11 protein-coding genes are annotated in these 14,837 nt (G+C 72.9%); 3 read left to right on the top strand and 8 right to left on the bottom strand.

All coding sequences use genetic code 11. The features are described 5' to 3' along the window. Nucleotides 1-115 precede the first annotated feature (115 nt). The 3 genes from pfkB to IG64_RS36605 form a co-directional block, all read right to left on the bottom strand. Nucleotides 116-1,063 carry a 1-phosphofructokinase gene (gene pfkB / locus IG64_RS36615; protein WP_037864701.1) on the bottom strand — a complete coding sequence of 316 codons (948 nt, stop codon included), beginning with the start codon at nucleotides 1,061-1,063 and terminating at the stop codon, nucleotides 116-118. After that, nucleotides 1,060-1,821: a DeoR/GlpR family DNA-binding transcription regulator gene (locus tag IG64_RS36610; RefSeq protein WP_037864699.1), complete on the bottom strand. Its 762-nt coding sequence runs from the start codon at nucleotides 1,819-1,821 to the stop codon at nucleotides 1,060-1,062. Before IG64_RS36610 ends, pfkB begins: the two co-directional genes overlap by 4 nt. 214 nt (nucleotides 1,822-2,035) lie before the next feature. Then, nucleotides 2,036-3,580, bottom strand: coding sequence for an MFS transporter (locus IG64_RS36605; protein ID WP_037864698.1), 1,545 nt, complete (start codon nucleotides 3,578-3,580; stop codon nucleotides 2,036-2,038). Nucleotides 3,581-3,642: 62 nt separating this feature from the next. Here IG64_RS36605 and IG64_RS36600 point away from each other — a divergent pair, with 62 nt between their 5' ends. Further along, the gene (locus tag IG64_RS36600) at nucleotides 3,643-4,641 is read left to right on the top strand and encodes a helix-turn-helix transcriptional regulator (RefSeq protein ID WP_037864697.1); all 999 of its coding nucleotides are present in this window, start codon (nucleotides 3,643-3,645) and stop codon (nucleotides 4,639-4,641) included. A 61-nt stretch (nucleotides 4,642-4,702) separates the two neighbouring features. Here IG64_RS36600 and IG64_RS36595 read toward each other — a convergent pair whose 3' ends face one another. The 3 genes from IG64_RS36595 to IG64_RS36585 all read right to left on the bottom strand — a co-directional run bounded on the left by IG64_RS36595 (nucleotide 4,703) and on the right by IG64_RS36585 (nucleotide 8,745). Next, on the bottom strand, nucleotides 4,703-5,422 hold the full coding sequence (locus IG64_RS36595) for a TetR/AcrR family transcriptional regulator (RefSeq protein WP_037864696.1): 720 nt from the start codon (nucleotides 5,420-5,422) through the stop codon (nucleotides 4,703-4,705). Nucleotides 5,423-6,204: 782 nt separating this feature from the next. Next, the gene (locus IG64_RS36590; protein ID WP_037864694.1) at nucleotides 6,205-7,230 is read right to left on the bottom strand and encodes a sigma-70 family RNA polymerase sigma factor; all 1,026 of its coding nucleotides are present in this window, start codon (nucleotides 7,228-7,230) and stop codon (nucleotides 6,205-6,207) included. 726 nt (nucleotides 7,231-7,956) lie between these two features. Further along, complete coding sequence (locus tag IG64_RS36585; RefSeq protein WP_037864690.1) at nucleotides 7,957-8,745, bottom strand: dioxygenase; 789 nt, start codon at nucleotides 8,743-8,745, stop codon at nucleotides 7,957-7,959. A 170-nt stretch (nucleotides 8,746-8,915) separates the two neighbouring features. On the opposite strand from IG64_RS36585, the gene IG64_RS36580 reads away from it, so the two are divergent. Continuing rightward, nucleotides 8,916-9,452 carry a MarR family winged helix-turn-helix transcriptional regulator gene (locus IG64_RS36580; protein WP_037864705.1) on the top strand — a complete coding sequence of 179 codons (537 nt, stop codon included), beginning with the start codon at nucleotides 8,916-8,918 and terminating at the stop codon, nucleotides 9,450-9,452. A gap of 36 nt (nucleotides 9,453-9,488) precedes the next feature. Here IG64_RS36580 and IG64_RS36575 read toward each other — a convergent pair whose 3' ends face one another. Next, nucleotides 9,489-11,045: an MFS transporter gene (locus IG64_RS36575; protein ID WP_037864688.1), complete on the bottom strand. Its 1,557-nt coding sequence runs from the start codon at nucleotides 11,043-11,045 to the stop codon at nucleotides 9,489-9,491. A 330-nt stretch (nucleotides 11,046-11,375) separates the two neighbouring features. Further along, the gene (locus tag IG64_RS36570; RefSeq protein WP_037864685.1) at nucleotides 11,376-12,029 is read right to left on the bottom strand and encodes a TetR/AcrR family transcriptional regulator; all 654 of its coding nucleotides are present in this window, start codon (nucleotides 12,027-12,029) and stop codon (nucleotides 11,376-11,378) included. Nucleotides 12,030-12,890: 861 nt separating this feature from the next. On the opposite strand from IG64_RS36570, the gene IG64_RS36565 reads away from it, so the two are divergent. Next, entirely contained in the window at nucleotides 12,891-14,177 is a 1,287-nt protein-coding gene (locus tag IG64_RS36565) for a M6 family metalloprotease domain-containing protein (protein WP_037864703.1), read from the top strand. Nucleotides 14,178-14,837: the final 660 nt, after the last annotated feature.

Below are 14,837 nucleotides of genomic sequence, written 5' to 3'. Positions count from 1 at the left end.
GGCGGGGGTGCCGCCGCGGGTGCGGGGGTGCGGCCGCGGCGGTCGGGCATGCTGCCGCCGGGTGCGGGAGCGGTGCGCGGGGCGAGGACGGCGGCGGTGGCTGCGGGGGCGGCGGTCATGACACGGGCTCCGTGAGGGCGCGGTCCACGGGCACCTCGGCGGTGACCGTGACCGCCGCCGGGTCCAGGTCCTGCGGGCCGGGCATCACACTGCCGGGCAGCCGGACGGCGGCGGCGCCGTGCGCGACGGCCGAGGCCAGAGCCCGCGGGCCGGTGCCGCCGGCGATGAGGAAGCCGGCCAGCGAGGAGTCGCCCGCGCCGACGTTGCTGCGGACGGTGCCGACGCGCGCGCTGCCGTACCAGACACCCGCGTCCTCGACGAGCAGTTGCCCGTCGGCGCCCAGGCTCGCCAGTACGGCCCGTGCGCCCAGGCCGCGCAGTTCCTCGGCCGCCTTGACCGCGTCGCCCACCGTCGCCAGCGGGCGCCCCACGGCCTGCGCCAGTTCCTCGGCGTTGGGCTTGACCACGTCCGGCCCCTCGCGCAGCGCCGCCAGGAGAGCGGGTCCCGAGGTGTCCAGCGCGATCCGTACACCGGCGGCGTGCGCCCGCGCGACCAGGTCGGCGTACCAGGAGGGCGCGAGCCCCCGCGGCAGGCTGCCGCAGCAGGCGATCCAGTCGGCGCCGCGCGACCGGCTCCGTACGGTCTCCAGCAGCGACTCCTGCTCGGGGCGGGAGAGTTCGGGGCCGGGTGCGTTGATCTTCGTCAGGACGCCGTCCGCCTCCGCGAGGGCGATGTTGGAACGGGTCGCCCCGGCGACGGGGACCGGCGCGACCTCGATGCCCTGCGCGTCGAGCAGTTCGGCGACGAGCGCGCCGGGCGCACCACCGAGGGGCAGGACGGCGACCGTGCGCCGTCCGGCGGCGGCGACGGCGCGCGAGACGTTGACGCCCTTGCCGCCCGGGTCCACCCGCTCGCCGGTGGCCCGGACGACCTCGCCGCGGTCCAGGGAGGGGACCTCGTAGGTGCGGTCCAGGGACGGGTTGGGGGTGACGGTGACGATCATGCGCGTACTACTTCCGTGCCGCCGCCCTCGATGGCGGCGGCGTCCTCGGGGCTCAGCCCGCTGTCGGTGATCAGCAGGTCCACGTCGCTCAGACCGCCGAAGCGGGCGAAGTGCTCCTGGCCGTGCTTGGTGGAGTCGGCGAGCAGCACCACGCGGCGGGCCGCGGCGATCGCCGCGCGCTTGACCGCCGCCTCGGCGAGGTCGGGGGTGGTCAGACCGTGTTCGGCGGAGAAGCCGTTGGCGGCGACGAACAGCACGTCGGCGCGGATCTCGCCGTAGGCCCGCAGCGCCCAGGCGTCCACCGCGGCGCGCGTACGGTGCCGTACGCGCCCGCCGACGAGGTGGAGCTGGAGGCCGGGGTGGTCGGCGAGGCGGGCGGCGATGGGCAGGGAGTGCGTGACGACGGTGAGGTCGGTCTCCAGGGGCAGGGCGGCGGCCAGGCGGGCCACCGTCGTACCGGCGTCGAGGATCAGCGTGCCCTCGGCGGGGAGTTCGGCCAGGGCCGCCTTGGCGATGCGGTCCTTCTCGTCGGCCGCCGTGGACTCGCGTTCGGTGAGGTCCGGCTCGAAGTCGAGGCGGCCGGCCGGGATGGCACCGCCGTGCACCCGGCGCAGCAGGCCGGCCCGGTCGAGGGTCTTCAGGTCGCGGCGGATCGTCTCCGCGGTCACCTGGAACTCCTCGGCGAGCGACACGACGTCCACCCGTCCGCCGTCACGGGCGAGCCGGAGGATCTCCTGCTGCCGCTCCGCTGCGTACATGTCCGTTTGCCTCCGACTGATGCCCGAACTTGTGGTTTCTCTCGGAGGCTACGCCGGGATGTCCGCGAAGTAAACAGGTTCGGGCGCAAGTGGGCACACTCGGGCGGCCGCGAGGAGGGAAGGGTGACGGCCTTCGGGACACGCCGCCCCCTCCGGGTACGGCGAAGGGCCCGGTACCTTCCCCGGTACCGGGCCCCGCAGACCGTCCCCCCGCTCAGCCGACGAGTTCCCGCTCCCGGGCCCCGGACGCGAGGCCCTCGCCGCCGGGCCCGTCCGCCCCCTCGGCGTCCGCCGCGCCCTCCACGTGCTGGGCCGGCCGGCCGGGCAGCGCGGCCATGAGGACGAAGATGACGCCCAGGACCGCGGCCACCCACCACAGGGCGTGCTGGAAGGCGTCGACGAAGGCCGGGCCCACCTGCGCCGGGGTCAGCCGGTCACCGATCACGCCGAAGAACACGACCGACACCAGACCGAGCCCCAGCGCGTTGCCCATCTGCTGCACGGTGTTGATCAGACCGGAGGCCGACCCCGCGTGCTCCCGCGGCACTCCGGAGAGGACCGCGTCCGTCAGCGGAGCCACGATCAGGCCCATGCCCACGCCCATGACGACCAGCGGAAGCGCCATCTGCCAGGGAGTGATGTGCAGGCCGTAGCGGCCGGACTCCCAGATGTAGAGCAGCACGCCGGCGGCCATCAGCAGGGCGCCCGCCTGGAGCACCTTGCGGCCGAAGCGCGGGACCAGCTTCTGCACGGACATGCCCGCCGCCACGGACACCGCGAGGGAGAACGGGACGCCGGTCAGCCCCGCCCGCAGCGGGCTCCATCCCAGGCCGATCTGCATGTACAGCGTCCAGACCAGGAAGAACACGCCCAGCGCGACCCCGAAGACCGTCTGCACGGCGATGCCCGCCGCGAAGCTCTTCACCCGGAACAGCGACAGTTCGACCAGCGGGGAGCCGTCGCGCGCCGCCTTGCGCCGCTCGTACGCCACGAGCACCGCGAACACCACCAGCGCACCCGCCATCGACGCGTACCCCCACAGCGGCCAGCCCAGCTCACGGCCCCGGGTCAGCGGGTAGAGCAGCATCAGCAGACCGAGCGTGACGAGGGCGACGCCGACGAGATCCAGTTTCAGCGCGCGCGGCGCCTTCGACTCGGTGATGAACCGGCTGCCGAGCAGCAGGGCCGCCACACCCACCGGAAGGTTGATCAGGAAGATCGGCCGCCACTCGAGACCGAACAGGTTCCACTCCGTCAGCAGCGCGCCGAGCAGCGGCCCGGAGACCGCGCCCAGCCCCACGATCGCGCCGAACAGGCCGAAGACCTTGCCGCGTTCGTGCGCGGGGAAGGTGGCGTGCACGATCGACAGCACCTGCGGGACCATCATCGCCGCCATGGCGCCCTGAAGGATGCGGGAGACGACGAGCATCTCGGGGTTCACCGCGAAGCCGCACAGCGCGGAGGCGAGGGTGAAGCCCCCGATGCCGAGGAGGAACAGCCGCTTGCGGCCGTGGATGTCCCCGAGCCGCCCGCCGGTGATCAGCCCGGCCGCGAAGGCGAGGGCGTAACCGGCGGTGATCCACTGGATCTGGCTGAAGGACGCGCCGGCGTCCTTCTGGATGGACGGTATGGCGATGTTGACGATCGTGACGTCCACGAGGTCCATGAAGGCCGCGGTCATCACGATCGCCAGCGCGAACCAGCGGCGGCGGTCTGCCGCCCGCACGGAACTGCTGACGAGGGTTTCGCTGGAGGTCATGCCGACAAGCTAATCCGGCAATAGGTCAGATGATGTCCTAGATCTGCGGCATCCTCGGACGTATGACGACGGACACCCCGGCACGGCTCCTCCAGCTCCTGTCCCTGCTCCAGACACCCCGCGAGTGGCCCGGCGGCGAACTGGCCGATCGGCTCGGGGTGTCCCGGCGGACCGTCCGGCGCGACATCGACCGGCTGCGCGAGCTGGGCTACCCGGTGCAGGCGACCATGGGCTCCGACGGCGGGTACCGGCTGGTCGCGGGCAAGGCGATGCCGCCGCTCGTGCTCGACGACGAGGAGGCCGTGGCCATCGCGGTCGGTCTGCGGGCCGGGGCCGGGCACGCGATCGAGGGGGTGGACGAGGCGTCGGTGCGGGCGCTGGCGAAACTGGAGCAGGTGCTGCCGGCCCGGCTGCGCCACCGCGTCTCCACGCTCCAGGCCGCCACCACACCGCTCACCAGCGGAGACGGGGCCTCCGTCACACCCGAGACGCTGACCGTGATGGCCTCGGCGGTCGCCGGGCGGGAGCGGCTGCGCTTCGCCTACCGCGCCGGTGACGGCACCGGCACCCGGCGCCTGGCGGAGCCGTACCGGCTGGTGTCGACCGGACGCCGCTGGTACCTCGTCGCCTACGACCTGGACCGGGCCGACTGGCGGACGTTCCGCGTCGACCGGGTCAGCGAGCCCTTCCCGACCGGTGCCCGCTTCGCCCCGCGCGAGCTGCCCACCGGGAGCGCGGCCGAGTACCTGCGCCACTCGATGCAGCGGCGGCAGGAGACGTACACCTTCGCGGTCACCTTTCCCGAGTCCGCCGAGACGGTCGCCGCACGGCTGCCGGGCTGGCTCGGCACACCGGAGCCCCTGCCGGAGGGCGGCTGCCGGCTCCGCGCCACGGTCGGCGACCGGGTGGAGTGGCTCGCCGTGCGGCTGGCGACGCTGGGTTTCGAGTTCACGGTGCGGGAACCACAGGAACTCGTGGAGTGCGTACGGGCGTTGGGGGCGCGGATGACGCGGGCGGCGGGGGCCGGGCCGGAGGGCGGAGCAGCGGAGGGTGGGGCGTAGGCCGGAACGAGTGGGCCGGGCGGGGGCGGGCTCGGACGGACTCAGGGGAACTCAGGGGAACTCAGCAAGACTCAGGGGCGGGGTGGGTGGTCCAGGGGAAGTCCCGCAGGGCCGCGAGATTGCGCAGGGCCAGGGCGGCCGGGCCGTCCGGGCCGGTGGGCGGTGCCTCACCGGTGGCCCAGGCCTCCACGGCCACGCGCACGGCGGCACTCGCCACGGCCGCCGAGAAGCGGAGGCCGGGGCCGGGCAGGGCGAGTCCGGGAGCCGGGAGGGGCGGTTCCGATGCCGGCGTCAGCTGGTTTCCGGGCGCGGGGACGGGAGGTTCCGGGTCCGGGCGGTGTTCCGGTGCCGAGCCGAGTTCGGGTGCCGAGCCGAGTTCGGGTGCCGAGCGGAGTTCGAGGATCCGGGCCAGCTCGCGTTCCGACTCCTGGCAGACCTCGGCCCAGACCTTGCGCACCGCCGGACTGGTCCCCGCCAGGCGGATGAGCGTGCGCGCCCACTGCCAGGAGATCGCCGAGACCCCCGAACCGGGGGTGAAGGTGTGCCGCACCGCGTGGGCCAGCGCCTCCGGGACGGTGAGCTGCGCCGGGGCGTCCCGGACCGCCTCCCTCCACCGCTCGGCGCCCGCCGCGTAACAGGGCGCCACGGCCTCTTCCTTGGTGGCGAAGTAACGGTAGAAGGTCCGCGGGGCGACCCCCGCCGCCCGGGCGATGTCCTCGGCGCGGGTGGCACGCAGTCCCCGGGTCATGAAGAGGCGGGCCGCCGCCAGGGCGATCTCCATACGGGTGGCGGCCTTGCGGCGCTCGGTCAGGGAGAGAGCCGGGGAGGCGGGCCGGGGAAGGGGCCCGGAAAGGGACTTGCGGTCAGCGGGGGTGGGACTCGTCACCTCGGCAGATTATGCCGGTGTGGCAGAATCTGCCATCTGGCGGGTCACCCCGGGGTTCAGGTCCGGGGTGCCCCGCCTCCCCCGCGTGCCCGGCCGACCGGGCACCGCAGGAGTTTCCCGCCTGTAGTTCGGGCCACCCCGTGCCGTCCCCCTCGTACACGAGGCCGCCGGACGAGAAGCCGCCGCGGGAGAGGCGGGCAGAGGCCGCCGCGGGAGAGGCAGCCGTACGGCCCCGTCGTACCTGCGGGCAGCCGCACGCCGTCGTACGGACCGGCCCCGGCCCTCCTCAGCCCCTCCGGCAGATGATGGAGCCGGGCTCCGGCGCCCGGGGGAAGGCGCCGAAGCCCGGCTCTGGGAAGGTCCCGGCGCCGGGGGGAGTGCGTCGGGACGTGGTCTGCGGGCACCGCCCGGCCTGCCGCGCGGTGCGATGCCATGTCGTCGGGTCGTGGAGGGCCGCTCGGGAGCCAGAACTCCGGGCCCGCAAGGGTTGTTCCCGGCGCGCCGCCCCTTGAAGCGACGCTCCACAGCCATGTTTGCGCGGGCTTTCGCCACCAGGCGTACGCGGTCGGAGTGGGCCGGTGGCATACGCGCCCCGCCGGCACGACACGCCCAGCTCCCCTGGCTCACGCTCCGGCCGGGGGGTGCCCCGCGCGGGGGCACTCCCGTCCGGCCCGGAGTCACGCCGCGGCGTCGAAGCCCGTGTCGCGGGCCAGCTTCTTCAGCTCCAGCAGCGCGTGCTTCTCGATCTGGCGGATGCGCTCGCGCGTCAGGCCGTGCTCCTTGCCGACCTCGGTCAGCGTGCGCTCCCGGCCGTCCTCGATGCCGTACCGCATCTTGATGATCGAGGCCGTGCGCTGGTCGAGGCGGCCGATCAGGTCGTCCAGTTCCTCGCTGCGCAGCAGGGTCAGGACCGACTGCTCGGGCGAGACCGCGGAGGTGTCCTCCAGGAGGTCGCCGAACTGCGTCTCACCCTCGTCGTCCACCGACATGTTCAGCGAGACCGGGTCGCGGGCCCAGTCGAGCACGTCCGAGACGCGCTCGGGCGTCGAACCCAGCTCGGCGGCGATCTCCGCGGGCTCCGGGTCGCGGCCGTTCTCCCGGTTGAACTCGCGCTGGACGCGGCGGATGCGGCCCAGTTCCTCCACCAGGTGGACGGGCAGCCGGATCGTGCGCGACTGGTCCGCTATCGAGCGCGTGATCGCCTGGCGGATCCACCAGGTGGCGTACGTCGAGAACTTGAAGCCCTTGCGGTAGTCGAACTTCTCCACCGCGCGCACCAGGCCCGCGTTGCCCTCCTGGATCAGGTCCAGCAGGGGCAGGCCGCTGCGCGGGTAGCGGCGGGCGACCGCGACGACCAGACGCAGGTTGGAGCGGATGAACACGTCCTTGGCCCGCTCGCCGTCGGCGACCAGGGCCTCCAGCTCCTCACGACTGGCATCGGCCGGGGACTCCTCGTACCCGTCGAGGATCTGCCGCGCGAACACACCCGCCTCGATGACCTGGGACAGCTCGACCTCCTTGGCGGCGTCGAGCAGCGGTGTGCGCGCGATCTCGTCGAGGTACATGCCGACCAGGTCGCGGTCGGCGATCTCGCCGCCATGGACGCGAACACTGCGTGCCGCGTCGGCCGTCTCTCGCCCAGAACCGGAAGCCTGGGTGCCCCCACGGGCGGACAGTCGACGGGCGACGGCACGGGTTGCCATGCGTGCTCCCTTGCGATGGTGTGTCAGCGGGTGGTCCACAGGACGCTCGGCACTCTCTGGGGGGACTCTCCTCGGGTGCCCCGCATCCGATGGGAACAACGACTTGAAACCGGACAGAATTCCCAACCCGCCCCCCGATTTTTCTGATCATGCAGTACCCTGTCCGGCCACGCCGGGTCTCGCACTGCGGCAGGGGTCGCGGAGCCGCAGGTCAGGGTGGGAGTCGCACCCTCCCCGAGCCGGGCCGACCCCCCGTCGGCGGCCCGTCGCATGAGACACCCGTCACACGGATATCGCAGTCCCCGCAGCGGAAGAGCGTCATCCTCCATCGCCCCTCCACCCTCATGGACGGGCGGCGCCGCCCGGAGGTTGCCGCAAAGCCGGGATCTCGGGAGATTCCCGGACACCGCCCGCCACGGCCCGGACGGGCCGACCCCCGGGCCGGGCGGACTGACGCCGAGGCCGGGCGGACACTTCAGCCGGACGGAAGCCCCGACCGGGCGGACACCCAGGCTGGAGGGACACCCCGGCCGGGGGGGAGATCCCGGCCGGAGGGAAACCCTGACCCGACGGGCACCTCCGCCGGACGGACACCCGGCGGAGCGAACCCCTGCCGGGCGGACCCCGGCCGGACGGACGTCCCGACCGGACGGACGTCCCGGCCGAACGGACGTCCCGGCCGAACGGACGTCCCGACCGAACGGACGTCCCGACCGGCCGGACACCTCAGCCGAACTGAACCGACCGCTTCGCCATTCCCATCCAGAAGCCGTCGATCACCGACCGCTGTGCGTCCAGCTCCCCCGCGGCCTCCGCCGCGCCCATGGTCACGAACAGCGGGGCGAAGTGCTCGGTGCGCGGGTGGGCGTACCGTCCGGCCGGGGCCTTGTCGAGGAAGTCCAGCAGCGCGTCCCAGTCGCGGGCTTCCAGGGCACGCCTGCCCCAGTCGTCGAACTCGGAGGACCAGCTCGGCACGCCCTCGCCGGTGTACCGCAGGGCGGCAAGATTGTGGGTGAAGAACCCGGATCCGACGATCAGCACGCCCTCGTCGCGCAGGGGCGCCAGCCTGCGGCCGATGTCCATGAGCTTCACCGGGTCGAGGGTCGGCATGGAGACCTGCAGGACGGGGATGTCGGCGTCGGGGAACATCTCGACGAGCGGGACGTACGCGCCGTGGTCCAGGCCCCGGTCGGGCACGTCCTGCACGGGCAGGCCGGGGCCGCGCAGCAGCTTGCGCACCCGTTCGGCGAGTCCGGGGGCGCCGGGGGCGGCGTACCGCACCCGGTAGTAGTGCTCGGGGAAGCCCCAGAAGTCGTAGACCAGGGGGACCGTCTCCACGGCGCCGAGGGCGAGCGGGGCCTCCTCCCAGTGGGCGGAGACGACGAGGACCGCCCGGGGGCGCGGCAGCGCGGCGGACCAGGCGGCGAGCTGGCCGGGCCACACGGGGTCGTCGGCGAGCGGCGGCGCGCCGTGGCTGAGGTAGAGGGCGGGCATGCGCTCCGGGGCGGTGGTCATGGCGGCGGCTTTCTGGTGGCGGCGGACAGGGGAAGGGCCGGCCGGCGACTCGACGAGCCCGAGCCGCCGAAGGCCGGGAGCTGACTTCTTGAACTTTAAAGCTCTTCCCCGGCCCACTCTACGCTCGAGGTTGTTTAACTTTCAATGAGTGGTCTCGTAGAGTGGACTACATGAACACGGCACCCGTTTCCGCGCCCGGCTCCGCCCAGGAGGCCTCCGACCACGACCAGCGCTGGCTCACCGCCGGGGAACAGCGCGTCTGGCGCGCCTACCTCCACGCCACGACCCTCCTGGAGGACCACCTCGACCGCCAGCTCCAGCGCGACGCGGGCATGCCGCACATCTACTACGGCCTCCTCGTCCAGCTCGCCGAGGCGCCGCGCCGCCGGCTGCGCATGACCGAGCTGGCCATGAACGCCAAGATCACCCGTTCCCGCCTCTCGCACGCCGTCGCCCGCCTGGAGAAGAACGGCTGGGTCCGCCGCGAGGACTGTCCCTCCGACAAGCGGGGCCAGTTCGCGGTCCTCACCGACGAGGGCGCCGACGTGCTGCGGCGCACCGCCCCCGGCCACGTGGCCGCCGTACGGCAGGCCCTGTTCGAGCGGCTCAGCCCCGAACAGCAGAAGTCCCTCGGCGAGATCATGCAGATCGTCGCCGAGGGACTCCAGCCGAACGAAGCGGGCGCGGACCTGCCCTGGCTGCGCTGAGGCGCCAGGACAGGCACCCGGAGGCGGGGTGGTGCGTCAGTGGGCGATGACCGGCACCGCCACGTGCTCCTCGGCGCCCTCATCGGAGGCGGCACCGGAGCCGGTCACCATGGTGGTGCCCGGTCGTCCCGCGTTGACGAAGGTCAGCGCGATCACGGCGGCCAGCACGAGGATGCCGACGGCGAACCAGATGGCGCTGGTGTAGCCGTGCACCAGACCCTGCACCTGCACCAGCTGCTGCCCCGGCCGGCTGGTGCCCGCGGCCGCCATGTGGTCCTTGATGTAGGACGCGGTCGCGGAGGAGGCGATCGTGTTCAGCAGCGCCGTACCGATGGCGCCGCCCACCTGCTGCGAGGTGTTGACCATCGCCGAGGCGACACCGGCGTCACGCGGCTGCACGCCCTGGGCGGACAGCGACATGGCCGGCATGAACGCCGTACCCATGCCGAGACCGAGCAGCAGCATCGCGGGCAGCAGCAGGGCCGGGTAGGAGGTGTCGGTCTTCAGCTGAGTCAGCAGCAGCATGCCGACGGCGGCGACCAGGAAGCCGGGGCCCATCAGGAGCCGGGCCGGGACCCGGGTCATCAGCCGGGCACCGATCTGGGTGGAGCCGGTGATCATGCCCGCGATCATCGGGAGGAAGGCGAAACCGGTCTTGACCGGCGAGTAGCCCTTCACGATCTGCAGGTAGTAGGTCAGGAAGAGGAACAGGCCGAACATGCCGATGATCGCCAGGCCCAGCGAGAGGTAGACACCGCCGCGGTTGCGCTCGGTGACCACGCGCAGCGGCAGCAGCGGGGCCCGCATCCGCGACTCGACGAGCACGAAGGCGACGAGCAGCACGGCCGAACCGACGAACATGGAGATGGTCAGCGCGTCGCTCCAGCCGGCCGACTCGGCGCGGGTGAAGCCGTAGACCAGCGCGACCAGGCCGAGGGTCGACAGGATCACACCGGGGATGTCCAGCGGCGAGCGGTTGCGGCCGCCGGCCGGCTCACGGATGACGAAGTACGCACCGGCCGCGGCGACCACGGCGAACGGGATGTTCACGAAGAACGTCCAGCGCCAGTCCAGGTACTCGGTGAGGAAACCGCCGAGGATCAGACCGACGGCGCCGCCGCCGCCGGCGATCGCACCGTAGATGCCGAACGCCTTGGCGCGTTCCTTGGCGTCGGTGAACATCACCGCGAGCAGGGACAGCGCGGCGGGCGCGAGCAGAGCGCCGAAGGCACCCTGCAGCGCACGGGAACCGAAGAGCAGGGCACCGCTCGTGGCCGCGCCGCCGAGCGCGGAGGCCGCGGCGAAACCGGTCAGACCGACCACGAAGGCGCGCTTGCGGCCCCACAGGTCGGCGATACGGCCGCCGAAGAGGAGGAGCCCGCCGAAGGCGAGGGCGTAGGCCGTGACGACCCACTGACGGTTGCCGTCGGAGATACCCAGGTCCTTCTGGGCCGAGGGAAGGGCGATGTTCACGATGGTGGCGTCGAGGACGACCATCAGCTGGGCGAGCGCTATGAAGACGAGCGCCTTCCAGCGGTTGGCGTCACCGGACTTCTCCAGGACGCCGGGAGCCTTTGCGGCTGTTTCGGACATGGGTGTACCCACTTCAGGACTTCGTGACGGAAAAAGGGTGTCGAAAGGCTCACCGACGGTCTTCGGGTGTCCGAAAACCTTCGGAGGAAGACGGAACAGACTTCTGAGGGAGGAGGAGAAAGAGGAGAGGGAGAAGGCGAGGGAGCGGGAAGGAAGGCGGGCAGGCGGCACGGAGGAACGGCAGGCCGAGGGAGGCGGGGAGAAGGTCCCCGGTCCCCCCGACGAAGCGATGCCGGTCGGTCAGCCGGTCAGGCGTGGCGGTGCCGGTCCGGTCGGTGGACGAGGCGGTGCGAGTCCACTCCAGTCGGTGGACGAGGCGGTGCCGGTCGGTCAGGCCTGGCGGAGAGCCTCCATGGTCAAGGCCGTACCCGGCAGGGCGGAACGGGCCGGGGCCCGCAACCCGTCCAGGAACAGCTGCAGATGGCGGTGGACGAAGCGGTCGTGGGTGAGACAGCCGGCGCCGGCCGGCGGGCGGCTGAGCTGGGCCGCGGCGACCATCAGGTCACCGACGCCCACATCGGCGCGCAACTGCCCGGCCGCCTTGGCGCGGTCCATGACCTCCTCGACGAGGTGTTCGACCCGGTGGCGCGAGGCCACCAGATCGGGGTGGTTCTGGTCGAAGGTGCTGGGGACCATCGGGCAGAGCGCGCTGATCCGCTCGTCGGCGGCGGTGTGCACGAAGCGCGACAGCGCCTCGAAGGCGTCGCCGGTCTCCGCGAGCGCCTGCTCGGCCGCCTCCGCCGTACGGTCCATCACGGAGCAGACGACCTCGCGGACGAGGGCGTCGCGGTCCGGGAAGTTGCGGTACAGCGTGGCGTTGCCGACGCCGGCCCGGCGGGCGATCTCGTCGAGCGGCACCTCGGGGCCGTGCTCGACGAACATCTCGCGGGCGGCGGTGACGATCCGCTCCCGGTTGCGCAGGGCGTCGGCGCGCGGCCTGGTCGCCTTGCGCGCTGCGGGGTTCGCGATCGTCGCGGCGGACACGGCTTCTCCTTCTGGTCGTCGGGCCGCCCGATCGGTCGATCCGGCGGTCGTGGTCGGTGTCAGTGGGGCGATCCGGGGAGCGGGTCCCCGTTTCGCTCGTACACAGGGCTAAACGGGGAAGAGGTCCCCGGATATTTCCCGCCCCTGAAAGATTCTTCGTGACCTGGGTCACATCCAACTGGCCCTGTCCTTTCCCACGAGGGGGCCGCGCGTCCCACGACCGGCCCGCTCCAGCGCGCGCCCGCCGCGCCCTCGACACAGGGTGATCGAAAGGGTGCAGCCGGAGACGAGACCGGTGACCGCCTGGCGCGAACCGGTGCGGACCGGTGCCGCGCGGCGCGAGACCGGCGGCTGCCTGGAGCGAAAGGTCCACGCATGCCGCCGCAGCCGCAGCCGCCCCGCCACCGGACAGACCGCACGCACCGGACCCACGGCAGGGACCTCGGCGGGACGAACGCCGGCGCGACGGGCAGCGGCACCGGGGTGGCCGCGGCGACGGGCACCGCGAGGACGGGCAGCGGCGGGGCAAACACCAGCTCTGCGGCCACCGGCGGGACAGACACCGACGGGGCAGGCACCGGCACGGCGGCTGGAACGAACCGTACGGACGGCGCGTCCACCGCCGCTGCCCCGGAGGCCGCCCCGGACGGCAGGGGCGAAACCCGCTCCATACCCCCCGGCACGACCAGCCCCATATCCGGCCCGCCACCCGGTCCTACCGCTACTCCTCCCACGTCCACGCTTACGCACGCCCTCGCAACCCGCACCGACGCGAGTGGCGTACGTACTCCCCGCCCCCGCCCCCGCGCTCACCGCATACGCACTCGCCGCATACGCACCCGGCTCGCCCGCATCCGGCTCATACCTGCCTGGCCCATACGCACACGCCCCCTGTTCACCCGCCGTACCGCCGCCTTCGCCTCCGTCACCGCGCTGACCCTCGCCGTCAGCACCGCGGGGGCCGCACACCTCACGGCCGGTGTCACGGCGCCCGGAGCCGGGGCTTCCGCCCTGTCCCGTGTCCCCGCGCTGGCCCCCTGCCTGATCAGCGGCGCCCGCACCGTACAGATGACGGAGGGCGTCCCCACCGCGGGCGGGTACGCCCGCTCCACCGGCACCGTGCACGCCCTGACCCTGATGATCGACTTCTCCGACGCCCCCGGCGACGGCAGCGCGCTCGACCGCTTCCACGAGTTCTTCCCGCAGACCCAGGAGTGGTTCCGCACCGCCTCCTACGGGCGCCTCGACTACCGCCCCGAGACCCCGATCACCCATTGGCTGCGCATGCCGAAGCCGTTCGAGGAGTACGGGATCGAGCGCGGCGCCCCCTTCGACCCGGGCTACCGCAAGCTCGTCCAGGACATCGTGGCAGCGGCCGACCCGACGGTGAACTTCCGGGAGTACGACCTGCTGAACGTGCTGATGACCCCGAACGCCGGCCCCTCGGCCCTGGACACCGTCCTGTCCGTCACCTTCGCGGGCAACCCGGACGCCCCGGTCGCCGACGGCGTCCCCATCGCCAACGCGTCCTTCGTCTACTCCCGCCAGGACGACGGCTCCGGCACGTACGACCGCACCGGCTACCGGGTGCTGCCCCACGAGAACGGCCACGTCTTCGGCCTGCCCGACCTCTACACCCAGGAGGGCGGCGGCGCGGTCGGCCACTGGGACATCATGAGCGAGGACTGGGGCGCCGACAACGACCTGCTCGGCTGGCACAAGTGGAAGCTGGGCTGGCTGGACGCCGACCAGGTGAGCTGCGCGAGCAGGCACGGCTCGGCCGAGTACACGCTGACCCCGCTGGAGCGCGCGGGCGGCCCCAAACTGGTCTTCGTCCCCCTCGACGGCAGCACCGGTTACGCCCTCGAACTGCGCACCCGCGAAGGCAACGACGAGACGGTGTGCCGCCCGGGCGTCCTCATCTACAAGGTGAACGCCGGCGTGGACACCGGCCGCGGCCCCGTCACCGTCTACGACGCCCACCGCAACTCCGGCGGCTGCACCCGCAGTCCCAACGTGCAGGCCGAACTCTCCGACGCCCCCTTCGCCCCCGGCGAGACGTTCAAGGACCCCCAGTCGAAGATCCGCATCGACGTGGCGGCGGCGGACCTGGACGGGAACTACCGGGTGCGGGTGACACGCCAGTGAGAGCCCCAGGCGCAGGGGCGGCCGGGGTCCTGGCCCGAGCGAGGGCCGCGTCACTGGTCCGGGCGCGGGCCGCGTCACTGGTCCGAGCGCGGGCCGGGGTCACTGGTCCGTGGCCCACGCTCAAGGGCAGCCCGATGCCCAGGTGCGGAGTGGAGTCCCTGGCTCCCGTGGCGACCCGCGGTCCCGGCCAGGTGCGGCCCGAGGCCAGACTCACGCGCGATCCGAGCGTTACGTGCGGGCCGAGGCCCTGCCCCGGAGGCAACCCGAGCCGCAGGCACAGCCCGAAGCCCCGGCCCGGACGCGACCCGCGAGCCCAGACACAGCCCGAAGCCGTGCCCCAGAGGCAACCCGAACCCCAGGCGCGCCCCGGGGCCGTGCCCCAGGGACAACCCCGAAGACCCGGCCCAGGCGCGGCCCGAAGTCCTGGCCTACGCACAGCCCGAAGTCATGACCTACGCGCAACCCGAAGCCCTGAACCGATCGCAGCCTGAGGCGCGGACCCGCACCCACCCCGACCCGCCCTCCCCCGCACCCGCCGGGTAGCCGCTCACGCAGCCATCCCCGTAACCGTCCCGCCCCACCGCCCATGGACCGGACTACCGTAGGCCCTGTCTCTTATACACATCTGACGCTGCCGACGACTCCTTACGTGTAGATCTC

Origin of the sequence: Streptomyces sp. NRRL S-340 (assembly GCF_000720185.1) — a bacterium.
GTDB lineage: Bacteria > Actinomycetota > Actinomycetes > Streptomycetales > Streptomycetaceae > Streptomyces.
The sequence above is the reverse complement of the archived record's forward strand: the minus strand, read 5'-3'. Positions and strand labels throughout refer to the sequence as shown.

Bases quoted from the DNA above. Each gene is read 5' to 3' on its own strand.
- IG64_RS36580 (WP_037864705.1), top strand. From the start codon at position 8,916: ATGAACACGGCACCCGTTTCCGCGCCCGGCTCCGCCCAGGAGGCCTCC.
- IG64_RS36590 (WP_037864694.1), bottom strand. From the start codon at position 7,230: ATGGCAACCCGTGCCGTCGCCCGTCGACTGTCCGCCCGTGGGGGCACC.
- IG64_RS36585 (WP_037864690.1), bottom strand. From the start codon at position 8,745: ATGACCACCGCCCCGGAGCGCATGCCCGCCCTCTACCTCAGCCACGGC.
- IG64_RS36595 (WP_037864696.1), bottom strand. From the start codon at position 5,422: ATGGAGATCGCCCTGGCGGCGGCCCGCCTCTTCATGACCCGGGGACTG.
- IG64_RS36605 (WP_037864698.1), bottom strand. From the start codon at position 3,580: ATGACCTCCAGCGAAACCCTCGTCAGCAGTTCCGTGCGGGCGGCAGAC.
- IG64_RS36610 (WP_037864699.1), bottom strand. From the start codon at position 1,821: ATGTACGCAGCGGAGCGGCAGCAGGAGATCCTCCGGCTCGCCCGTGAC.
- IG64_RS36600 (WP_037864697.1), top strand. From the start codon at position 3,643: ATGACGACGGACACCCCGGCACGGCTCCTCCAGCTCCTGTCCCTGCTC.
- pfkB (WP_037864701.1), bottom strand. From the start codon at position 1,063: ATGATCGTCACCGTCACCCCCAACCCGTCCCTGGACCGCACCTACGAG.
- IG64_RS36575 (WP_037864688.1), bottom strand. From the start codon at position 11,045: ATGTCCGAAACAGCCGCAAAGGCTCCCGGCGTCCTGGAGAAGTCCGGT.